At 49.1% G+C, this 22,979-nt stretch carries 20 protein-coding genes; 9 read left to right on the top strand and 11 right to left on the bottom strand.

All coding sequences use genetic code 11. The annotated features are described in order from the left end of the window. The first annotated feature begins 613 nt into the window (after positions 1–613). From AC27N8_RS08585 to AC27N8_RS08560, 6 genes are all read left to right on the top strand, one after another. Entirely contained in the window at positions 614–1,684 is a 1,071-nt protein-coding gene (locus tag AC27N8_RS08585; RefSeq protein WP_487065964.1) for a BMP family lipoprotein, read from the top strand. Positions 1,685–1,877: 193 nt separating this feature from the next. Further along, positions 1,878–3,251, top strand: coding sequence for an ABC transporter permease (locus AC27N8_RS08580; RefSeq protein WP_487065962.1), 1,374 nt, complete (start codon positions 1,878–1,880; stop codon positions 3,249–3,251). A 2-nt stretch (positions 3,252–3,253) separates the two neighbouring features. Further along, on the top strand, positions 3,254–4,201 hold the full coding sequence (locus AC27N8_RS08575) for an ABC transporter permease (RefSeq protein ID WP_487065960.1): 948 nt from the start codon (positions 3,254–3,256) through the stop codon (positions 4,199–4,201). A 15-nt stretch (positions 4,202–4,216) separates the two neighbouring features. Further along, positions 4,217–5,797 (top strand): ABC transporter ATP-binding protein, encoded by a 1,581-nt coding sequence (locus tag AC27N8_RS08570; RefSeq protein ID WP_487065958.1) that lies wholly within the window; start codon positions 4,217–4,219, stop codon positions 5,795–5,797. 283 nt (positions 5,798–6,080) lie between these two features. Beyond that, positions 6,081–6,671, top strand: coding sequence for a PadR family transcriptional regulator (locus AC27N8_RS08565; protein ID WP_487065956.1), 591 nt, complete (start codon positions 6,081–6,083; stop codon positions 6,669–6,671). A 133-nt stretch (positions 6,672–6,804) separates the two neighbouring features. Beyond that, positions 6,805–8,595 (top strand): MDR family MFS transporter, encoded by a 1,791-nt coding sequence (locus tag AC27N8_RS08560; protein ID WP_487065954.1) that lies wholly within the window; start codon positions 6,805–6,807, stop codon positions 8,593–8,595. A 97-nt stretch (positions 8,596–8,692) separates the two neighbouring features. Here the strand turns inward: AC27N8_RS08560 and AC27N8_RS08555 are convergent, their stop codons facing one another. Then, on the bottom strand, positions 8,693–8,935 hold the full coding sequence (locus tag AC27N8_RS08555) for a hypothetical protein (RefSeq protein WP_487065952.1): 243 nt from the start codon (positions 8,933–8,935) through the stop codon (positions 8,693–8,695). A gap of 700 nt (positions 8,936–9,635) precedes the next feature. Here AC27N8_RS08555 and AC27N8_RS08550 point away from each other — a divergent pair. Next, positions 9,636–10,991 carry an NRAMP family divalent metal transporter gene (locus AC27N8_RS08550; RefSeq protein ID WP_487065950.1) on the top strand — a complete coding sequence of 452 codons (1,356 nt, stop codon included), beginning with the start codon at positions 9,636–9,638 and terminating at the stop codon, positions 10,989–10,991. A 42-nt stretch (positions 10,992–11,033) separates the two neighbouring features. Here AC27N8_RS08550 and AC27N8_RS08545 read toward each other — a convergent pair whose 3' ends face one another. The 7 genes from AC27N8_RS08545 to AC27N8_RS08515 all read right to left on the bottom strand — a co-directional run bounded on the left by AC27N8_RS08545 (position 11,034) and on the right by AC27N8_RS08515 (position 16,667). Then, the gene (locus AC27N8_RS08545; RefSeq protein ID WP_487065948.1) at positions 11,034–12,665 is read right to left on the bottom strand and encodes a hypothetical protein; all 1,632 of its coding nucleotides are present in this window, start codon (positions 12,663–12,665) and stop codon (positions 11,034–11,036) included. A 202-nt stretch (positions 12,666–12,867) separates the two neighbouring features. Continuing rightward, the gene (locus AC27N8_RS08540; protein WP_487065946.1) at positions 12,868–13,086 is read right to left on the bottom strand and encodes a KOW domain-containing RNA-binding protein; all 219 of its coding nucleotides are present in this window, start codon (positions 13,084–13,086) and stop codon (positions 12,868–12,870) included. Positions 13,087–13,118: 32 nt separating this feature from the next. Further along, positions 13,119–14,135, bottom strand: coding sequence for a hypothetical protein (locus AC27N8_RS08535; RefSeq protein ID WP_487065944.1), 1,017 nt, complete (start codon positions 14,133–14,135; stop codon positions 13,119–13,121). Beyond that, positions 14,123–14,380, bottom strand: a complete 258-nt coding sequence (locus AC27N8_RS08530; RefSeq protein WP_487065942.1) for a hypothetical protein — start codon at positions 14,378–14,380, stop codon at positions 14,123–14,125. The genes AC27N8_RS08535 and AC27N8_RS08530 overlap by 13 nt, the downstream gene beginning before the upstream one ends. 202 nt (positions 14,381–14,582) lie before the next feature. Next, complete coding sequence (locus AC27N8_RS08525; protein WP_487065940.1) at positions 14,583–14,984, bottom strand: hypothetical protein; 402 nt, start codon at positions 14,982–14,984, stop codon at positions 14,583–14,585. Between the two features lie 114 nt (positions 14,985–15,098). Then, positions 15,099–15,413: a hypothetical protein gene (locus AC27N8_RS08520; RefSeq protein ID WP_487065938.1), complete on the bottom strand. Its 315-nt coding sequence runs from the start codon at positions 15,411–15,413 to the stop codon at positions 15,099–15,101. A gap of 606 nt (positions 15,414–16,019) precedes the next feature. Then, positions 16,020–16,667 carry a thiamine diphosphokinase gene (locus AC27N8_RS08515; RefSeq protein WP_487065936.1) on the bottom strand — a complete coding sequence of 216 codons (648 nt, stop codon included), beginning with the start codon at positions 16,665–16,667 and terminating at the stop codon, positions 16,020–16,022. Between the two features lie 252 nt (positions 16,668–16,919). Here AC27N8_RS08515 and AC27N8_RS08510 point away from each other — a divergent pair, with 252 nt between their 5' ends. Continuing rightward, complete coding sequence (locus tag AC27N8_RS08510) at positions 16,920–17,186, top strand: metal-sensitive transcriptional regulator (protein WP_487065934.1); 267 nt, start codon at positions 16,920–16,922, stop codon at positions 17,184–17,186. 22 nt (positions 17,187–17,208) lie between these two features. On the opposite strand, the gene AC27N8_RS08505 is transcribed toward AC27N8_RS08510, so the two are convergent. Next, a complete protein-coding gene (locus tag AC27N8_RS08505; RefSeq protein WP_487065932.1) occupies positions 17,209–18,123 on the bottom strand; it encodes a glycosyltransferase family 2 protein in 915 nt (304 codons plus the stop codon). A 529-nt stretch (positions 18,124–18,652) separates the two neighbouring features. Here AC27N8_RS08505 and AC27N8_RS08500 point away from each other — a divergent pair. Beyond that, complete coding sequence (locus tag AC27N8_RS08500) at positions 18,653–19,045, top strand: response regulator (protein WP_487065930.1); 393 nt, start codon at positions 18,653–18,655, stop codon at positions 19,043–19,045. Positions 19,046–19,093: 48 nt separating this feature from the next. On the opposite strand, the gene AC27N8_RS08495 is transcribed toward AC27N8_RS08500, so the two are convergent. After that, complete coding sequence (locus AC27N8_RS08495; RefSeq protein WP_487065928.1) at positions 19,094–20,620, bottom strand: family 20 glycosylhydrolase; 1,527 nt, start codon at positions 20,618–20,620, stop codon at positions 19,094–19,096. 23 nt (positions 20,621–20,643) lie between these two features. Next, positions 20,644–22,614 carry a S9 family peptidase gene (locus tag AC27N8_RS08490; protein ID WP_487065926.1) on the bottom strand — a complete coding sequence of 657 codons (1,971 nt, stop codon included), beginning with the start codon at positions 22,612–22,614 and terminating at the stop codon, positions 20,644–20,646. Positions 22,615–22,979 lie beyond the last annotated feature (365 nt).

The raw sequence follows: 22,979 nt of genomic DNA, 5'->3' as shown, positions 1-22,979 counted from the left end.
TCTATTGAGGATACAGTAACCGCTCGTCGAAAGATGCAGCCCTCTTATCATAAACCGTGAGGGCTGATCTAGCAAGAAAAAATGCTTATGTAAGATGTTTCTCTCATGAGAGAGTGGTCCTGTTCCTACTTGTGTATAGCATGTGGACGCCTCTTCAGCGCAGATTTTGTATATGGAGAGGCAATGTCCTTTTAATACAATACATCCACAACGTCAGGAATGTTTGCGTGAGAAACGTACATATGCGTGCGTATATCTATAAGGATAAGCAAACTAGCGTTCTGTGTTTGTACAGGATGGAAAGACAATTTGGAGTGGACGTGCTTCCCTGTGACGGCTTATTAATGGAGCACGTGGATTTCAAGCCGGCTTGCCCGTGTGCGTTTTATACATAGTTTTGCTGATAGTGTATCCATATTTATTGCGATCTGGTTGGGACTTATATAATGAAGAGAGTATGTGCTCCTGGCTTGCGGGCATTTTTGTCTGACCGGGAAGAATATACGCGCTCATTTTATGAGAAATTACGCATGTACATTAAATAAGAAGTGCATTGCGCCGATATGGATTTATTTCGCAATCATTTTTGGAGAGCATTGAAAGGAATATCTTTATGAGAAAAGCTGGCACATTAAGCCTCTTTATTTCTCTCATGGTGGTCTTTGGCGTTGTGCTTGCAGCCTGTGGTGGAAGTACAACCCCTGGTACTACATCTTCCACGCCGGCAGTCAAAACGGTGACTCTAGTGACCGACATTGGCGGCTTAAATGATCAAAGCTTTAACCAATCAGCCTATGCTGGTTATACCAAGGCAATGAATGAATTTAAGTTCCCCAAAAAAGTTATCGAGACCACATCCGAAAGCGACTATGTGAGTAATCTGACACGTGCCGCTCAGACGTCTGATCTGGTGATCGGCGTCGGATTCTTGATGGCATCGGCTATGGATACCGTGGCGAAACAGTATCCGGGAAAAGACTTTGCTCTCATTGATTCTTGTCCACCCGATCCGAAAGATAGCAATAAGTGCGATCCTTTGAAGAACGTGGCCCCTCTGACCTTTAAAGAAGAGCAGGCCGGTTGTCTGGCTGGTGTTGTCGCTGGTGAGCTGGAAACACTTGGCAAATCGAAAGTTCCAGGCTTACTGGGAAGCAACACTATCGGAGCGATTGGTGGTATTTCGATTCCTTCTGTGAATCGCTACATCGCTGGATATCAGTATTGCTCCAAAAAGGTTGATCCATCCATCACGGTGAAGATCAACTATTCTCAGACCTTTGACGGTACTGCTAAATGTCAGGATGCTGCCAATAGCCAGATCAATCAGTCGAAAGCTGATATCCTTTTCCAGGTAGCTGGTGGCTGTGGCCTGGGCGTCTTGCAGGCTGCAAAGGCCAAGGGCGTCTACAGTGTTGGTGTCGATAGCGATCAGTCGGCGGTTAATGATAGTGTGGTCACCAGCGCCATCAAGCGCGTTGATCAGGCTGTCTACCTTACCACAAAAGATTTTGAGGCTGGCAAATTCTCCTCAAACCCTCCTGTCTTCAGCCTGGTAAATGACGGCGTTGGCGTCGGAAAATTGTCCAGTGTTGTGCCATCTGAGACCGTTACACCGATCTTGAACCAGTACATTGCGGATATGAAATCCGGTAAGCTGGTCGTGCCGGACACGATCCAGAAATAGTCTGACGGAGACGATCCGTTGTTATACCTGTGATGTGAGTAGATGATGAGGAGTGTACTTATCATCTACTCACATCATGTGTGTTGGGGATAGTTGTCTCTTCAGATGGTGAATGATATTATAGAATACAGATTGATGTCCTTATCAATATTTCTCGATATGTATTTTCTGTATTGCGTGCAGGAGGAGCCATATGGCAACGCCAACAGTACAGCGTAGGACCTCAGCTCCGGTGGCCAGGTTTATCCAATGGATACAGGTGCTACGTGCAGCTCTGGGGAGACCACTTATCGCTGTACTCATAGCATTTGTGCTGGGAATTATCATTATAGCGATAACCTCTCCTGGAGCGCTAAGTGATCGTTTTTCGACTGCGTTCTCCGCATACTACTATCTCTTGAATGGTTCCTTTGGTAGTGTGCAAAACATCTCGTTTACCCTGGCGAAATCCACTCCATTGATTTTTGCGGGACTCTCCGTAGCCATTGCCTATCGTGCTGGACTGTTCAACATCGGCACGGCCGGTCAGCTGACTGTCGGCTCGATGGTAGCAGGCATCATTGGGCTGCGGCTGACCATGCTACCTGCGGCACTTCTGGTTCCACTGATGCTGATTGCCAGTATGGTGTCTGGAGCGCTATGGGGCGCAATTGTTGGCGCGTTGAAAGCCTGGCGGGGTGCCCATGAGGTCGTAACGTCGATCATGCTCAACTGGATCGCCTTCTATGTGGCTGCCTATCTGGTTGAAGGACCGTTTCAGGCTCCTGGACTGGTGCAGCAGACGTTGCCACTCGGACAAAATGCGACGCTGTCATCATTATCTCTGCTGTACAATCAGACATTAGGTACCTTTTTACCGCCGCTGGCTTCTCCTGAGCAATATACGGTCGATGCAGGCTTGCTGATTGCTCTGGTAGCTCTGGTTGTCTACTGGTTTGTGACAGCTCGCACGACCTTTGGCTATGAGTTGCGCGTGATCGGACAGAATCCGAAGGCAGCCAGATATGCGGGTATTCCGCTAAAAAAGAACATTATTTTGGCGATGGCTTTGGCGGGAGCTTTTGCTGGCCTGGCTGGTTCAACGCGTCTGATGGGACAGGTGCCTTATCAGCTGATTAGCTCATCGTTTGCCACCGATAATACGGGCTTCAACGCCATCGGCGTTGCCCTGTTAGGCCGGACCACTTCAACGGGTGTGCTCCTGGCTGCGCTTCTCTTTGGTGCGCTGGCGCAATCTGGACCCTATATGCAGAGCTTTGTGAATGTTCCTGGCGACATTATCTACATCATGCAGGCGTTGGTCCTCTTTAGCATCGCGGTTGAATATATACCGGTGGGACTGCGCTTCTTTTCGCGCTTTGCTGGTCGGGGTCCCCGCCCTGAACTGGTTCCCAATCTGATGCATGTTGAGGCGGCTGAGGCGGTGATAGTTCCGGCAACCGCCGAGGGGAGTGAACCGCCAGGCGATGGTGAGAGCACAGCACGAGGCGATGAGGAACGTGAGCCGCGAGGCGATGATGTTGGTAAGATAGATCCGGCTGCTACTTCGACGGGTCAGGAGGGCTAATCGTGTTTTTGTCAATTCTTTGGGGTGTCTTGATTTCGAGCGATCTCTGGCAGTCCACATTGCAATTCGCCGCACTGCTCCTGCTCCCCGCGCTCGGCGGACTAATCTCCGAACGGAGTGGTGTGGTCAACATTGCGATGGAAGGCATGATGTTGATCGGAGCATACACCGGCGTGATGACGACTCTGGCTACCCATAATGTCTGGCTGGGAGTGCTGGGTGCGATGATTGCTGGCGCATTGTTTGCCTTGATCCATGCTACCGTCTCGATTCACTTTATGGCGAACCAGACTGTGAGCGGTATCGCCATCAATCTGGCGGCCCTGGGCCTGACAAACTTTCTGCTGCCTCTCCAGACAGGCGGACAAGGCGTGACAGCTCTGAGTGGCTCGCTGCGTTTGCCGCAGTTGTCCTGGGGGCCGTTAGCGAATATTCCGTTCCTGGGACCTGTCCTCTTTCAGCAAAACGTCATCTTTTATGTCGCGATCGTGATCGTAATCGGCATCCATCTGCTGCTCTTCCGCACCAATATTGGCCTGCGGATTCGTGCGGTGGGTGAGCATCCCCAGGCGGCCGATACCGCTGGAGTCAATGTGCGTCTGGTGCGTTACCTGTGTGTGATCTCAAGTGGCTTGCTATCTGGTCTGGCCGGAGCCTTCCTCTCGTTGGGTATCGCCGGTATTTTTAATCAGAATATCACTTCCGGTGAGGGCTATATCGCTCTGGCCGCCATGATCTTTGGAAAATACACGCCATTTGGTACCGCAGGTGCGTGCATCATTTTTGGCCTTGGTGAAGCTTTGAGTCCGCGTTTGCAGAGCACTGGTGTCAATGCAGAGCTGCTAAGCACTCTGCCTTATCTGTTAACCCTGATTGCTCTGGTGGGCCTGGTAGGCCGTACAACCGCACCAGCAGCGGATGGTGTTCCCTATGAGCCGGCGTCAGAGTAGGAATAAGGTGTATCCATGCAAGAGAGTACAGTCGTCATACAGCCTGAAGAGAAGTCATCGCCTTACGCAGTGGAGATGCTGGATATTTATAAAGCCTGGCCGGGCGTCGTGGCAAGTGATCATGTGAATCTGAAAGTTCGTAAAGGAGAGATTCATGCTCTGGTCGGCGAGAACGGTGCTGGCAAGTCCACTCTAATGAATATCCTCTACGGAATGGTCTCGCCCGATAGCGGCGAAGTGCGTATCAACGGGAAGGCAGTCCAGATTGCGGGACCGCGTGACGCGATTCGTCTGGGTATTGGTATGGTGCATCAACATTTTATGCTGATCCCTCCCTTGAGCGTGGCGGAGAACATCGTGTTGGGACATGAGCCCGGCGGATTGTCTTCGACATTTCAACGGAAACGCGCCTACGAAGCGATCCAGGAGTTAAGCACCCGCTACGGCCTGCCGATTGATCCAGGTATCCTGGTTGAAAAGCTCTCTGTAGGCCAGCAGCAGCGCGTAGAGATCCTCAAGATGCTCTATCGCGGTGCTGATATCCTGGTCATGGACGAGCCGACCGGTGTGTTGACTCCTCAGGAGACAGATGATCTGTTTATGGTATTGCGCGATCTGGTCAAGCAAGGGAAGACAATTATCTTTATCACGCACAAGCTGCGCGAAGTCCTGGATGTGACCGATGCGATCACTGTGCTGCGTCGCGGCAAGAATGTGAGAGAGCTGGTCACCAAAGAGACCAATCAGCGCGAGATTGCACGTGCGATGGTCGGACGCGACGTATTGTTACGTGTCGAGAAAGCGCCCGCTCATCCAGGACCTGCCGTCTTATGCGTGCGAGATCTGCAAGCCAGATCTGATCGCGATCTGGACATCCTGCACAAGGTGAGCTTTGATGTCCATGCAGGCGAGATTCTTGGTATTGCAGGCGTCGAAGGCAATGGGCAGACCGAGCTGATTGAAGTGCTGACAGGCATGCGTAAACCAACCGGGGGACGGATCACGGTTACGCCTGTGACAGACAAAGATACAGGACAGGCACGCGACATTACTGGTCTGAGCGCGCTTGGAGTTAGATCTGCCGGCATGTCCCACATCCCAGAGGATCGCCGCAACAGTGGTCTGGTGATCGCAGAATCCATCGAAGCCAACTCGGTGCTGGGACGACAACGCTGGCAGCAATTCTCCTGGGCCAGGATGATGCTGCGCTTCAAAAACATCGCCACATGGGCGCAGAAACTCATCCGCGACTTCGACGTCCGCACGCCATCGGCCATTGCAGCCATGCGGACACTCTCCGGAGGAAACCAGCAAAAGCTCATCATTGCCCGCGAACTGGGATCAGATCCCCTCGTCCTGATCGCCGCCCAGCCCACACGTGGAGTCGATATCGGAGCCATCGAATTTATTCATCGCCAACTCATCTCCCAAAGAGACGCCGGGAAAGCCGTCCTGCTCGTCTCCGCAGAATTGGATGAAATTCGCTCGCTCTCCGACCGCATCGCCGTCATGTACGAAGGCCAGATCGTCGATATCGTCTCACCAGAAGCCACCGAAGAAGAGCTAGGCTTCCTCATGACCGGCGGCCAAAAGTAGCGTCGCACGCTGGCGTGCGATGTCCCACTCGACGTACGATCAGGCGGGCTAGCGTGGCTTGCCGAGATGCTGCTGTCTGTACGAACTCCTGGGACCTCGCACGCCAGCGTGCGACGTTGCGGTGGTGAGTTTGATCTACAATTTTCCGATGCAAGTCTTGACATGGGGAGATCTTCATAGATATAATAGGTCATAGTGACAGGTTATAGTGACAGGTTATAGTGACCTGTCTGCTTGTTTGATACCATCGTGAGCGTTAGAAGAGATAGAAGGAATGCCTGATATGTATGAACTCATCATCCTCTCGATCCTGATGAGAAAGGCGGCTCATGGATATCTGATCTCTAAAATCATCAATGATATTTTTGGCCCTTATACCAGGGTAAGCAACGGCCGTCTCTATCCGCTGCTGGCAAAGTTGCAACATGATGGTTTGATACAAACTGTTCCGATCGAGGAATTTACTACCCCGGTTGGTCATGGTGAGCGTCATACGCGTAGCTATGCTCTGACGGCAGAGGGTCGTAAGCGCTTCCATACATTGATGATGGATACAACTTCCAATCTGGGAGATTATCAGCGTGTCTTTTGGCACAAAGCACAGATGTTGAAATATGTGCGGCCAGAAGAACGCGTCTACCTGCTTGATCATTATCTTAATTATTGCCAGGCTCATATACTGCATTCGATCGCTGAGAAAGAGGATATGGCCACCTTTACTGATGATCGTATTGATTTTGACGACCAGCAGTCCTTACTGAACATAATGCAACATATGATCGATGTATGGCAGCTAGAGTTTTCATGGGCACAGAAGTTGCACAAAGATGTAGTGCAATCAATGCAGGTACAAGAAGCAGATGTAACAGAATAGATCGAACATGTTGAGTCTTGCGCACTGACATTGAGGTCCCCGCGTAAACACGTCTCCGACTTGGAGGTTTGTACTGCATGTTTTCTAGCACTCGACTACTGATACTTTGGAGGTAGGAGGCCTCTTTTCTTTTATGGACACAAATGTGACTTCCAATCAATCAGTTCCACCATCACGTGATGCAACGCGGGTACAAGGCTTTGCCTTATTTAGCATCCTGGCGGCTCTGATGTTGACATTATTGCTAGAGGCACTGGATCAGACGATTGTGGGGACTGCTCTCCCGAAAATCGTTGGTCAGCTCCAGGGATATAATCTGTATTCATGGGCAGTAACAGCCTATCTGCTTGCATCCACTACAATGATTCCGATTGTTGGCAAGCTTTCCGATCAATTTGGACGCAAATGGTTTTTTGTGGTAGGTGTGATTCTGTTTTTGTGCGGCTCGGCCCTGTCTGGAGCGGCACAAACGATGGCGCAACTGATCGCATTCCGTGCTCTGCAAGGCCTGGGAGCCGGCACTGGTATTGCATTGGTGTTTACGGTCGTGGGTGATATTTTCGCGCCCGCTGAACGTGCGCGTTGGCAAGGAGTATTCTCTGGTGTTTATGGCTTCTCCAGCGTCGTAGGTCCGACAATTGGCGGTTGGCTGACTGATCATGGTCCGCTACTGGGTAATCTGGTGACAAATGAGACACGCTGGCGCTGGGTCTTCTATATTAATATTCCAATTGGAATTATTGCTTTAATTGCATTACTTGTCTACCTGCCAAATAATCTCTCTCAGCGCACGAATAACTTTACCGGCTGGGCGGCTATTCGACGCATCGACTTTGTCGGTGCGGTACTGGCCTCCAGTGCGACAATCTGCCTGCTGCTGGGATTAACCTGGGGGAGCGATCAAACATATGCCTGGAATTCAGCGCAGGTTGTCGGAACATTAGTTGCATCGGGTGTTCTGTATATTGCCTTTTTCATCGTTGAGCGCCTGGTCTCGGAGCCGTTATTGCCGCTTGATCTGCTGCGCAATCGCGTGTTTGCCGCCGACTGCCTGCTCAGCTTGATGATTGGTAGTACGCTGCTCCCATTGGTGATCTACTTGCCTCTTTTCCTGCAAGGTATCCAGGGACAATCGGCTACAGACTCCGGCGTTGTGATCACTCCTCTGACGATCAGCGTTGTGATTGGGGCCGCCCTCTCTGGCTTTGTGATTGCTAGAATAGGACGCTATCAGATCGTTGCTATCGTTGGATCGCTTTTGTTGGTCCTGGGGATGTTCCTGATGACGCAACTGACAGTGTCCACCCCCTTTCTGGTGACGGCACGCAATATGATCATCGTTGGTGTCGGTATCGGGATGTTCTTCTCGTTGCTCACGCTGGTCGTTCAGAACTCCATTCCTCGCACACGGATGGGTGTGGGTACTGGTGCCACACGCTATCTCACAGCGTTAGGTCAGACCGTTGGTGTCGCCATCGTTGGGACCGTTGTGAATAACTTTCTGGCCTCTGATCTGCCAACGCGCCTACCCGCCAGCGTAATCCAACGCCTGACCCCTGCGGGCTTTGCGGCTGCATCGAATACGCAGGTACTGATTAGCGATACCTATCGCAATACGGTTATCAATGAAGCATCCAAGCAGGCAGCGGCACATATTCCCGCAGGACCATCACATGATGCGGCAGCGGCAGCGGCGGTCCAACAAGCACACTCGATGCTGAATCAAGTGTTTGAGGCCTTAAAGCAATCGCTCGCCGTAGCCATCCAGCATGGCTTCTGGGTTGTATTCATCTTTGGCCTGGTGATCTTCGTTGGAGCGCTTTTGCTGAAAGATGTTCCTTTGCAAGGCCGGGCGCCTCAACAAGCCAGCAGTGAGCAAAAGACTCCTGCAACTGAAGAGAATGTTGCGCCTTCTGCATCCTGAACAATCATTATTCAGATAATTTGCATAAACACTGGATCGTCAATAGACTATTAACGATCCAGTGTTTATTATCTCAGTAACCTCTCGTTGTCCCGCATTAGAGCTTGGCGTAGACAAAGTCGGTATGGTTGAAGAGTTGTTCGATTTTCGTGCTGGTAAGCGGATCGGTGTAACTCAAGAGCAAGCAATCGTCATTATCCTGTTTCATACCAAGGATGCGTACCTCTTCCTGCATCACGACAATGATGGCACCTCGCTGCATGAGTTGAACATTCTTCCAGGCATAGGCTGTCTGCTGACGAGCAAAAAGTTGTTGTTGTTGATTACTCTTTTCAACCAATGTATCGTCTCCTTACACGCCCTTACTGCTGTAGACATAGTGAAACAGCTATACTTCTCGCAGCCATGCGATGCAAAGGCGTTAAACGAATGGAACGCTGACCGTATATTTTATCTATATCTATTATACCAAATTTTGCATAGTTTGGCGCAGCTGAGCAGGGAGATATTGCCTGAAGAATGCTTATTTATGTAGATCAAATCTCTTTTTTCGTGCATGGGATGTGGTTGACTTTTGACTATGTGAGAGCGTATACTCCAAATGGTCAGACATCCCAAATTTTACAAGAGAAATGGAGAATTATTATGAAGCCTGCGAGTAGTAGCAAACCTCCCAGTAGCTGGAAGATGCACTATTCAGTGGCAGTAGTATTGATGATCTGATAGCTTGTCCTACATGATTACTTCCTGTGCTATCTCCTCGCCTTCGCTACTCCTCTGCTAATACTGCCTCTTCTATCTATTCTATTCATCGCGAAGGTTTTTAAGCTTCTATAAGTGGTGCATTTGTACACATTCTTTTTGTGTGCCCATAACCCTTTCATTCTATTCGTTTGACTTGCGCAATTATCGGTTTGATTGGATGACGCAAGCCTTCTTTCGCTCTGCTTTTCAGGATCGCTGCTGATCTGTCTCTAGCTATTGTGCGGATATATCTTTGCGTCATCCTGAAGAAAAAATGCTGCATGGAGGATCTCATCATGAAGAAGTCCTTAAATAATCATGATGTTTTATTGACAAATACAGGGACACGCCTCAGCCGCGTGCATAAAAAGAAGCACCACTTTCGTTTCTGCAAGCCCTCGCGTAGTTTTCTCTTTTACATTGGAATCTTTGGCCCAGGCTTGATTGCGGCCAACGCCGGTAATGATCCAGGCGGCGTACTGACCTATAGTCAGATGGGTGCTCAATATGGTTATCAGATGCTCTGGGTGATGGTCCTGCTGACCATTGGGGTGGGGATTGTGCAGGAGATGTGCGCTCGGATGGGGGTTGTGACCGGTAAAGGACTCACCGACCTGATCCGCGAGAATTTTCCCTTGCGCTTGACAGTCTTTATTATGTTTTCTCTTCTGCTGGCCAATGGTGGCATTATTGTGTCTGAATTTATTGGCATCACTGCGGCAATGGGACTCTTTCATGTGCCGGCTTATATTTCAGCTCCGTGTGGTGGATTGCTGATCTGGTTGCTGGTTGTAAAAGGATCGGCGAGTTGGGTCGAAAAAGTCTTTGTTACCCTGACTCTGGCCTTTTTTGCCTATATTTTGTCCGCCTTTCTGGCGCATCCCGATGGGGGACAGGTACTGCGTGGAAGCCTTGTCCCGGTCGTACAGCTGAATGGTAGCTATCTGCTAATCCTCATCGCGGCGATTGGTACGACTATCAGCCCGTATATGCAGACGTATGTACAGAGCGCGGTCGTTGAGAGAGGTCTGCCCTTGCGAGATTATAAGTATGAGCGCCTGGAAATATATGTCTCATCAATTTTTTCGAATGCGATCTCTTGCTTTATCATTATCTCAACGGCTGCCACATTGTTTGTGCATAGCGGTGGACGAGGAGTCGTCCTCAATTCTGCCGCACAGGCTGCGGAGTCGCTACAACCATTTCTGGGCGTGTTGGCTCGTGATGCGTTTGCCTTAGGTCTGTTGGGAGCAGCCTTGCTGGCGGCTAGCGTATTGCCACTCACCACCAGTTATTCGCTGACCGAGTCTTTTGGTTTTGAAAATGGTGTTAATAAAAAGTGGCGTGAAGCTCCCGTTTTTTGGGGACTGTTTACCTTGCTGATTGTGATCGGAGTTGTCGTTGCGATGGTGCCCGACCTGCCAGTTGTTCAGATCCTGCTCAACCTCTATCTGCTCAATGGCCTGTTATTGCCGATTATTCTCTTTTCTGTGTTGTGGCTGGTGAATAATAAGCGTCTCATGGGATCGTATACCAATGGGCTTGTTTACAATATTCTGGCTTATACGTTGACGATCGTGGTCAGCTTGCTGGCTCTGGCTTATCTTATTGTGCAGTTGGCCGGACTGTTTGGAGTGCAACTCTTGAAATGAAGTTGAAGGGACCGAAGGGGGCGTAAAACCCCCTTGCTACAGTTAGTTGCCTCGGACGATCAAGTTACTGAATGCGGCTTCAGATCCTGCCTGACTTACTCCCATGCCCAATCCGCCGCCGGTGAAGGAGGTGTCCTTGATGGAACCTACCTGCTTGCCGTTGACCGAAAAGGTAAATTGTCCATTGGTGCTGGTGACACTATAGACGTTGGGCTGGTGCGGTCCAAGGAACTCTTTCCCATTTCCTTTGCCTACACCGGCCTCGTTATTTTTGTCGGGGAAGATCTCTTGCCAGGGACTCTGGTCATCGCCGGTGGTCCGATTGTCGAACTTGTCGAATTCGTAGGAGATGTTTGTGCCGTTGTTGACGCGCAATAGATAGAATGAGGCTTTGGTGCTACTATAGCTATGATAATTCATAATCAAGCCATAGAAGCTCAACGCATCGGTATTCTTTGTATCGTAGGCCACGTTTTGCATGGTTAAGCTATAGGTATAATTCTTTGGCAGCTCTTCTGCATACATAATAGCATAGCCGAAATTGGTCCCATTCTGGCGAATGTGATATGTTCCATTAGTAAAGGAATAGACGATGCCGTTATGGGTGCCGATGATCCAGTTGTGAGCGTTTGAGGCCAGAGTGTCATCAACCAGGATCGATGCATTGGCGACGGCGGTCGCAGTCGCTTGCACCATAGCTGTACTGGTGGCTCCTACTTGATTGTTGGCGGAGGGTTTGGCTGTATTTGTGTTTATCTTCGTAGTTGTAGGGGATCCACCAATATGCAGGAGAAAGACGGAGGCTGTCCCGATGAGTACTATAAATACCATTGCGACTAATAAGAGTATTTTTCCCTGGCGTTGTATGCCTTTGCCCGCGTTTCCTGAGGATGGCGGAGGGAGCGCCCCTGAGGGCATCTGAGAAATTACTGGCAGGATGCCTGTTTTGAACTCTCCGGGCCTGCCTGGGACGGGAATTTTTACAACCTTCACTGCTTGATTGAGTTTGAGCATTCCAGTATTGCCGCTATACTCACCCATCTGCGACCCTAACGTGCCGGTCGGATTTCCCAGCGCACCCGTTGGATTCCTCAATGTGCCTGTAGGATTGTTCATTGGAAATACACCGCTGCCATACGGTCCTACCGCTTGCTCGCTTCCGGGTGTGCCAGGGTTGAAGCCGCCAAATTGCGATGGATTGTTTTGCTGCTCATTGCCAAGCGTTCCAGTATTGAAGCGACCAAATTGCGATGGATTATTTTGCTGCTCATTGCCAAGCGTTCCAGTATTGAAGCGACCAAATTGCGATGGCTTTGCTGGTGTGATGGGCTGTGTGCCATCATCGGCGCTGGAAAAGGGCGAAGGGCTCATATTGAGGTTGGGAGCGACTCCTCTGCCACCAAAAAAGTTGCTCTGCGATGATGAAGCGTTTATGGTATTATCCTGTGCAGCGAATGGCATCTGTCCCGATTGGTAGACCTGTGTCTGATCGCCATTCCATGCTGTGTTGGGTGAAGCTACGTCACTGGATGGAAGACCGAACGGACTGTTCATCGGTCCTAATCCCCGGCGCAAACGTGGAGGCGAGAAATGATTCTCGTTGGCTGTGTCTGGTGACATCGAGTTTCCATATTGATCTGGACGCCCTGGGAATGGTGGTTGGTTTGCAGACATATACAGTCCTTTTTGTTTATTCAAATAAATTGACATATGTCCCTGTCAATTTTTAAGTTTCCCTTTTCCCTCTCCGCACCTCGTACCATTATACATATTAGCTACCTTCTATGCTTTTGGCAATGAAAGGACCTTATAAGTATGACTAAAGTCATAAGGACAAATGCTTGAAGCTATCCTGGCTCTATGCTGGCATGCCTGGTTATAGACCATGCGAGCTTTCAGGAGTCTCTACAATAATAAGTTCGATCATCGCATCGTCATCGATAGAGGCTTCAAAGAGTTTGGACTCATTGGTGTCATCCATAAGTACATACACGACCCCGCCATCAGCTGCATTGATGATACCAGTCTCGCCTGTAAGTTTGATACGTACATGATCGCCTTCCTCAAAGGTGGTTCGATTGGTCTGTATCTCCATGATCTTATCTGCCTTTCCCGACGCGCCATTGACTACCCGGCTGTGTTGCTGGCAACCAGGCCCTTAGACGCTGCTCCCATGCGTAGTGCTTCCTCAAGCGGGGCTGCGATACCACCGGCTGTGTTGGCAACGTAGAGGTTTCCTGTGATGTGAGCAATCGTGCTGCCTTTGTATTGATGGATATCTTCAGGATCGGACGTTTTTCTTCCCAGAATCGCGTTAAGCTTGTGGACCTGATTGATGACATGCTGTTCATGTTCTGTATCGATCAGGAGCAGTGCCACGTCGGTCGGAAAGGTGGAGGCACGCTGGATAAAGTGCATCAGCTCATCGCCCGAGATTTCAAGATCCGTTTTGCACTCAACTATAACTGTAAGACCTTCAGGAGTGAATGCAAGCACATTTATGTCGTTGAGATGATTCTGATCCCATTCCTTGAAGCTGACGCGACGACGTGCAAAGGCGTTGTGATTGCGTTGTAAGTATTCCTGGACAACCCACTCAAATGTGGCGTTGATGGTTGCAATCGAGCTGATCTGCTTTCCACGACTCCATTTGTCCTGCTCTTCGTGGACCATTTCTTGCGCCCGTAAAAATTGCAGCGCTTGCGATAGCTGATGGTTTTTCGTTGGAGGTCCCATCTGTTCGAGCAGTTCCTCGTTACTCCATTGATATTCAACGGGAGCTTCAGGTTCACCCTCGGTCTCAGTATCGGCGGGCGTCTCTTCTTCTGTGAGCGGCTGTTGCTCGGATGCGGCTGGTTCAAGAAAGCAGCGTAATAATAGACGATGATGACGTTGATCAAGAAAATTGAGAAAACCAGCTTCATCGCACCAATGTTTATCGGCAATGATCCAGCGCAGGCTCACGACACGGGGATCGCCCGCATGCAGGAAGCTATGTGTTAATGTCCAGGTTCCTGGTACACTGCGCAGGCGCGTATCGAAACCAGTGATGTGTGTCATATTCATCTCTGGTCGGTAAGTGGTATGATCTGGACTATCGGGTTTTTTTGGCGCACGGGCCATTCTCTGTCCTAATTTCCCCATGTGGGCACACTTTCACGACATTGCTGTTTACAAAATTCCCACAAGCTGATTTTTGAATGAAGCATACCTTTAAGTAAGGAAATTTCCGCTTGTGAGAGGTCTTCTTCAGCTTGATAACATAATTTGCCTGTTTCTCGCTCTTTGACGGTACGCAGGGCTTGTGTGACCTTCTCTGAGCCTTCTAAGCGCTTTAATTGGGCAAACGCTTCCAGAAAGGTGGCTCTCGTCTGGACAAATGTTTTCATCGCTTTTTTCTTTTCTGAGGTTATTTGAGGATGAACATGGCTTAGAAAGAATCAGAATGAGACAACATAAGTATACACTATTTTTTAGGAAATTACAATCTTAATCAAATTTCCCTTAACCAAGCACTGAAGTATTGATGCAAGCCTGGGCCTGATCTGAGTGCAAGGGTGCTGGCTGTTGCTGCTTTCTGACCCCGGTTGGTCAGGCTGTGATGTGGTCGATGGTCGAGGCGATGTCGCGCGTGTTTTGCTCGACGAGCTCCTGTCCCTGAGCACGATAGAAGGCTTTATGATACTGGCCTCCTTGTTCAACAATCCTCACTTCCAGTTGCTCGGATTCGAGGAGTTCCGCGTAGGTGGTTGCTCCATTTTTGTGCAGCGTGAATGGAACCTCTTTCGATGCTGTGTTGCGATAAGTGTTCTGGGCTGAGACGCGTATGGACAGGTGTGACGATGCGACTGGATAGGTGATGCTGCATGCGACTTCATAGAGGTAGGAGGCCGATTCGCGTAGTCTCTCATGCATGATGCATTCATAGGTAATGTGGATACTGGGAACGTTGGCCTGATCTTTGTGGCTGGAGGACTGAGTCGCTGTTGGCATGGAAAGCTCACTTTCTGGTTCTATCTTGCTGATAACCGTCTCATGGAGGCATGAAGCGAAATGCATACGTGATCTCACAAAGAATATTTTCTTATGCACTATTCCATTTGATTCTTACCAGGGCCAGAGCATCAGACCTTTCAAGCGTAGAACCATCTGTTCGTAGCCATTGGGGCTATCCTCTGCTGCTACCTTCTTGTCGAGTGATGTGGTAAGCAGCGGTTTCAGAGTACGATGCTGTTCTTCTTTCCAACGCTCTTCTGTGTCTCCCTTTGAGACGGCGTTTAGAATGGTCATGACAAGATGATAGTCGGTCGAACTGAGCTTATCATAGCGCATCACCTCTTGGATGCGAGCAGAATACGCGCTGGCATGCTCGATTTTCCGTTGTGCGGGTTTTTCGTTTATTTCAGAAGGTTGTTTATTCATCACTGTTCCTTTAAACATTGATCTCTACTGGTTCAATGCCTTTTAGACTCGATCATTGTAATGATTTCGATTCTTGTTCTTGTCTCTGGATCGTCGTACGTTATTCCGATAGACCATGTATCCAAAAGCGCATACAAAGATAATGAGGAATAACAGAACTATAAATGCTGACATAATAAAATCCTCTGCCAGTTACTTGTTGCGAAAGAGAAGCTTGTCGGTACTTTATCTATGATGAATGGCCGATAAGCCTGCTAAAAATGAGGAAGGATGACAAATAGGTGTGTCCGCTCTATATCTCCTCAGCCTGATCGAGAGTCGGTCTTATCATCGCTTTCTGCCCTGACTCTTAATACTGATAGAGAAAGAGTGATACGAAAATGGATTCTATTTCCTCCTTAAGTGTACCACATAATCTGCAACCTATGTGAAGAAAGATTACTAAAAAACAGTGTAAGCCTATTTCTATGCATTTTATTTGATAGAAGAATTGCTGCATTTGGCGTGGCTTATCCTTAAAAAATAGAATAATACATGTCTTTGTAATGCTAATCAGACGCGAAAAAAACACCATATCATCGGTAAAATTCGTCAGGATTAAACTCCTTATGAAGTCGCTTGAGTCGTGTGAATGATCAAGAGGCTACCATCTTCTATCGAGATGCTGGCTTGCTCAGCAGTAAGCTCGTTACTGATGCCTCGCACCGCTCCGAAGTGTAAGGTGGCTCTGGCGAGTGGATAGGCCAGATTGGTGCTGGTGATGCCGGTAACCCGGGTCGTATAAGGGAAGAGTGATAGAAAATCCCGCGTCGTGCCGTTGATATAGCTGACGCCTGGACCTTTCAGCAGCCAGCAAGTCGATGGACCATCTATAATCCGAATAGGCATATCTGCAAAGTTTGAGAGCAGAAAAAAGTTCGCCAGTGTGTGCTCAATCCGTGCACCTCCTAATGCTCCCAGCAAGCTCACAGTACTGGCCCCCTGTTGATGAGCCTCACGTAATGCTAATTCTGTATCCGTCTCGTCCTTTTGGGTAGAGACACGTACTAGCCGACTCCCCTTCTGGATAAGTTCTTCCATTTGTGCGGTGGGCAATGAGTCGAAGTCTCCTAAAATAATTGCTGGAGTACATCCATACTGTAAAGCTGTGGCAGCTCCACTATCAGCTGCTATGATCATATCTGCCGTATGAATAGCCTTATCTACTTGAGTGCCGGGACGTAATGTGCCTCCCGCGAAGATAACGATATGCATTGATCTACTCCTTCTTGTACATTTTAACAACAACTTTTGGCTTGCCCCACGCTACGTATGATTAGGCCCGCTAGCGTGGGACGCCGAGATCCGGCTGGCTCGTACGAGGTCCTGGGACATCACACGCGAGCGTGCGACGCTACACGGTCTTCGCTTCACTCAACCTTTTCCTGCTTGCGCTCTTCGGATAGTATATTGTATACTGAGTCTAACCCCTCCCCAGGGGGTATTGTAACGAAAGCGAGAAGTGGTATGCAAGCAGATAAGCAGGATGTTCTCAAGCGGTTGAACTATATTGATGGGCATCTGAATGGCATTCGTAAAATGATTGAAGATGATAAATATTGTGTCGATATACTCCGTCAGACGTATGCCGTGCGCAAAGCAATTGAGAAATTGGAAGCCTTGATTTTAGAGAACCATCTGCAAACGTGTGTACCAGACGGTATCAAGTATGGACGAGAACAAGCCATCATTGAAGAGCTACTCCAGCTGTATAATCTGGCTGGCAACCGTTAAGGTACTGAGCGCTTTTGCCGCACTACTTCGTTGTTTCGACACGTTGCCAGATGTCTTGATAGGATCGGTGTTTGATGTGTAGTTCCATCCAGACACAGAGCCAGAGATGAATGCGGGCACAAAGCAGGCAACAGGTCCACCATCTTTCACGCCAGGACTGGCCATAGGCGAGCGCTGAACGTAGTCCGGTGAATGCCTCACGCTTGAACGAGCGCATCTGCTCGGGCGGTCGAACATAATTTTCTGCATCTGGGAGCAGCGGCACCGGGGCTTTTGCCGAGCCTGCGCTGCTCCTCACCTTTTGTAGCAGCCAATCTCTATACGTCGTAGGATAGCGTACCGCTACTTTCGCTTCTGGCGCATAGGATAACATATATCCTTGCTGCCATACCAGTTGAGAAATGTAAGTATCATCGGCGAGTGTGTTGTGAGGTAACATGGCGAGAAGCTCACTGCGGGCTGCGTAGAGATAGCCCGAACAATCGAGATACCGTTGCTGCTCCGAGAAAAGCGTCCGTGTGTAGTGTGCCCCTGCATCTGTGAGCAAGTGTGACCAGTAACCAAAACATGATGTGCGTACATTGGCAGATATCGGACGACCGGTAACCGCTCCACATTTGGGATCTTTGAAGTGGCTCAACAGCGCGGGAATGGCATCTTCCTGGACAATGACATCGCCATCTGTGAAGACGCAGATACTCCCTCTGATATGCTTGAGCGCGAGATTTAAGGCGGCTGGCTTCCCTTTTCCTGTATCGATGAGATGTTGCACTTGAGGATAGCAGTCTGTGAAGATACGCACAACGTTAGCTGTCTCTTTATCGGGGCAGACAACCAGAATCTCATATTCTTCTGGCCATGCTTGCTCGATTAATGCTTTGATGGAGACTCCAACGGTTCTTGGCTCGTGATAAGCCGTGAGAATGCAACTGATCATAAACTTCCCCCCGACAACATACCTTTTCCAGGACAGAGATGATGAGATATCTGTGATGAGAATTGTGGTGATTTGTTGTGTTTACTTGTGCCTGATTATGCCTGCATTTTACTTTACCTGAGTCGTTTATCGGGGTCAAGCGAATAGGACTTCTTTCCAGTTTTTATCTCCAATTAAAGCGTATCAATTAAATGTACATTTGGAGTTAAAACAAGGTGCCACTCTATCAGCTTTAGAGAGCTCCCTCTTTCTAGTTGTACGCGGATGGCGTAGGAGTGACGTCTGTTTGTGTAGGGGACTGTAATGATATTGCGGGTGGTAGATATATTGACGAAATGGAGCTCTAGCATAAGTGTAAGTTTAGGATTTTTGTCTATCGGGATCGTCAATATATTTACTGTCAATCATGATCTGTGCTACGATATGCTTGACTAGTTGGTGTTTTTACGGCTTTTCAGTTATAAAAATATATGTACCATAGGGCGCTTATATTTTTGTGCTGGACAAGGTTACTGAGGGGCATAAAAATTTGAACATAGGGGTTCTAGATGATAATCTTGCGATTCTCGCTTTTTTATCCACAACGTTAAAAATGGACGGTCATAACGTTTTTGAGCATACCACTGGCAAATCGATGTTGGATGCTATTTTTTCTCCAACGCGTTCTCCTCAAGATGCACAGCCATACGATCTGGTGGTGTTGGATCTCCTGTTGCCTGGCACGATGACAGGTGCCGATGTGTTTTTTGCGATCCGTAAAGAATTTGAGTCCTGGCAATTACCTGTGATTGTAATTACGGCGGTGAGTGGTCCAACGCTAGAGCAGTTTCGGCATATCTTGCCCGATGATGTGCCACTGTTGCGTAAACCCTTTGCACCGCGTACTTTACGACAACTTATCGATAACTTGACTGAACATTAAAGCCTGGATTGATCTGCTGTTACGCATACTTTCCGCTTCATACAGTATTTATTCAGAGATGTTCGGCTGAGAAAGAGCAACATATCCTGGAGCCTGTCCAATTGCAGCTTCAATCGATTGATAGGATGCATAGTGTGGTACGAGCTTTGGCGATCCCCAGTTCTTTTGAGCAAGTGCTTGCAATAAAGGTGTAATCTCTGTATCTATTTGTTGTTCGGTCTTGGCCGCAGGATAGTCACACCATACGTGCAATTTTGCTCCCATGATCCTGCGCTGGTTGTGCGTGATGCTCTTGTTTTGATCGAAGACTGTGAGTTCATAGTCTTCGTAGATGCTTTGCGCCGAGGTGGTAAATGGATTTTTTCGATCTGCCTGCCTCAGGACGTAGTAGAGGTAATCTGAGTTGGCATTCATGATTGAGATATCGAGCTTGACGATCTCTTCGGGAGCTAAACCTGAATCCAGCCAATGTTCAATCAGCATATCTGTGGCTATCGTGACGCGGCTACCGCCATATAAGCCATCATTCCAGACGCGTGTTATCTTGCCGTATGACTTCACAAGTTCATTTGCCCAATTGACAAAGCCGAGGTAGGTATCTCGTTCAGTTGCATCAGGTCCGTAATGAGCGCGAGCATAGGCGAGCAATTGCGGATAATCTTTGTATTCTTTGCCCATGATATATTCGTCGGAACCAATATGCCAGTAAGGTCCGGGGAAGAGCGGGATAAACTCATCCAGCAGGTCCTTGACAAAAGTATAGGCATCATCGTTGCTCAGATCGAGATCGCCGATCTGATGCTCTCCTGTCGCGCTGACAAGTTGAAGCTCTGGATGGGGGGCGAGCGCCGTATCCATGTGTCCTGGCATATCAATTTCAGGCACAATCGTAATATGGTAGCGTTGGGCGAGCTCGATCAGGGCGCGAATCTCATCTTTTGTGTAGTATTGCGGGGCAACTATTTCTGGATGTCGGACACTCTCCAGACGAAATCCCAGGTAATCGGAGAGGTGAAGATGGAAATAGTTGTATTTCAGGTAGGCTAAGATGCGGATATGGTTCTCTAACCATGGAATTGAAAAGTATTTACGTCCAAGATCAACCATCAAGCTGCGCTGGCGATACACAGGCCAATCGCGGGCTGTCCCGGCAGGGATGGCTACATTCTGTTTGAGCAGTTGGAGCAAGGTACGGGTTCCATAAAATACCCCATGCTCGGTAGGAGCGCTAATCTTTAGCGTCTCCTTGATCTCAAGCAGATATCCCTCAGCTCCCAGTTCTACATCATCAGGGGTCAAGCTGATAAGTATGTCGCCCGCTTGCTCGGGGGATGTGCTCTCTACAATTGCTATCGCGTGGCCCGTTAAATCCTTGAGGTCAGAGGCAAATACTTCTGCTGTAGATTGTAGTTGAGAGGTATAGCTATGATCAATGACGATGCGAGATTGCCCGCTGAAGGTATAGTGTCCGGCAGCGGCCGTCCATTCTTGTAAGGCAGGAATAGTGTATGGCCGTTCCTGGTTGGCCAGAGTGCTGATTTCAGTATGAGCTGATTGATTGCTTTCAATGTCCATGGTTACTCCTTTGTAATTGCCTTTTATAAATACTTCTTAAACCATTCCAGTGTGCGCTGCATATAGTCAAGTATATGCGCTCGCTCTTGCGGACCATGACCCTCTCGTGGATATGAGACAAGTTCGGTTGGGACGTTTTGTTCGCGTAATGCTCGATAAAATGCGTGCGCCTGATTGATTGGTACACAGCCATCTCTTTCGCCATGGACAATTAATGTGGGCGTTGTGACACGGCTCGCGTAAGTGATTGAAGAGCGCTCGCGATAGCTGTCTGGATGGGTGAGGGGCGTGATCGGGTTGTCGATAGTGCCTAAAAAGCGCATGTCCCAATCCTGGATATTCGTTTGTGCGTGAAAGCTGTGAAAATCGCAAATCCCTGCTCCCATGACCGCGGCCTTGAAACGTTGCGTCTGCGTCACGGCCCATGATGTCATAAATCCACCATAGCTCCATCCCATAATACCGATGCGTGTGCTATCGACGAGTTTGCGCTCTATCAGATAGTCAACGCCGGCCAGTGCATCCTGGAGATCCTTGCCACCCATATCTCCGATCACCGCATCAGCGAAGGCTGTACCTCTACCCATGCTACCGCGAATGTTTGGCCTGAGAACCGCGAAGCCAGCCGCCACCAGATTTTGTGAGAAATAGTTATCCCAATCGCCCTGCCAGCAGGCCGAGGGTCCACCATGAATATGCACGATAAGCGGAGGGAGCGTGTTGGCTTTTTGTGGCCTGGGCCAGGTGACAAGCGCTTGTATCGACCAGCCATCAACGCTTTGATAGCTGATGTGCTCGGGAAGAATCAGGTCGAGAGTCTCTTCTGCAATCGGGTTGAGGCGCGTGACACGCTGCCATGTCAGTGCTGGGGGCCGGTCATCCTCTATATGTAGCTCTCCAGACCAGATATCGTAAGGATGCTGCTCTGAATGCGTGGCTGCGATAGAGCGCATGTCGGCGGTTGTGGATAGATGTGGCCAGTAACGATCTCCAAGCAGAAAATCGTCCGAAATTGTGGTCATTGTGCCACTTGTCTCGTGGAATACTGCGATACGTGTTGTCAGGCCTGCCCAGCCAGCACAGAGTATGCGCTGACCATCGGGATACCATTTAAGCCAGATAGGACTCCAATCGATATCGGGCGTGACGTTATGCGTTTGTCCATCTGTCAGGGAGTGGATGAAGATATCGCCACCACCTCGATCCGGATCGCTCCACTCGCCAGAGACGTAGGCCAGACGCGTTCCATCAGGTGACCATGTCAGAGCAAAGGCTTGCCGCTGGAGGTGACTTATTTGCTTGATTGCTCCTCCGCTTGCCGCTACCAGACCAATCTGTCCACGGTACCAGTCCGTCTCTTCTGATCCGGTGGCATAGTAAAGCGCGAACTTTTGACTATCAGGTGACCAGGTATAGTGCCAGATGGTGAAACCATCGGGGGTGACAGGTTCGGGGCTATCGGCATCGGGTCGTATGGTCCACAGGCGCAGATGACGCCCTTCCGTAGCATTCTGAACGCGTGGATCTGCTTGCGGTTCCTTGCCCGCCAGGGTGCAAAATGCGATGTGTTTACCATCGGGTGCCCATGTGACATTGCTGACGGCGTTCGGAAGCGTACCGAGCTGGCGCTCTTTACCTGTACGCAAGTCTATGATGTAGAGCTGAAAGCTTGATACGCTATTTTCGCGCTCAATCTTGGAAGCAAAAGCCAGATAATGACCGTCAGGCGACCAGGAAGCCGCATTATCTCGTCTTGGTCCTGTGGTCAATGGTCGTGCTTCCTTACCAGCACTGTCTGCCAGCCAGAGACGATTGCGCGCTCGCTCCTGGTCGGGTAACCATTCACTGACAAGGTATACAATCTGTTTGCCATCAGGAGAGATGACTGCATTGGATGCTGTCCGGACGCTATAGACTGTCTCGGGTGTGACCGTCTGGCGTTGTGTCGTTGTCTGAGTCGTAAGCTGATCGCTCACTGGATGGGGGGCGTTCAAAACAGATACTCTTTCTAACTTTTGCTTACATACTATGAGGGTTATTCTTTCTAAAGAAATGATATCATACTTCCTTCATAATTTTTTGACCTTTCTTTGATAGATTCCATATAATTTTGCCCTATACTAAAAGTGATACTGCAGAGGGGATTGATACTATCGATAGAGGCGGGTATCTGGTTGGCAACTTCCTATATGATACTCTGATCTCTGCCAGAGTATGGCATCCATGTAGAGATGATCACATCTGGATGCCCACCTCTATCGATACACTAGATTCTCTTGTTCTGTGAACCTAACTCTCTGATAGCGCTGCAGTATCCCCCCTCTTTACGCTAAATCCCACGTCTTTGAGATTACAGCTC

The sequence above is a fragment of the Dictyobacter sp. Z7_2 genome, assembly GCF_057551105.1.
The sequence above is the reverse complement of the archived record's forward strand: the minus strand, read 5'-3'. Positions and strand labels throughout refer to the sequence as shown.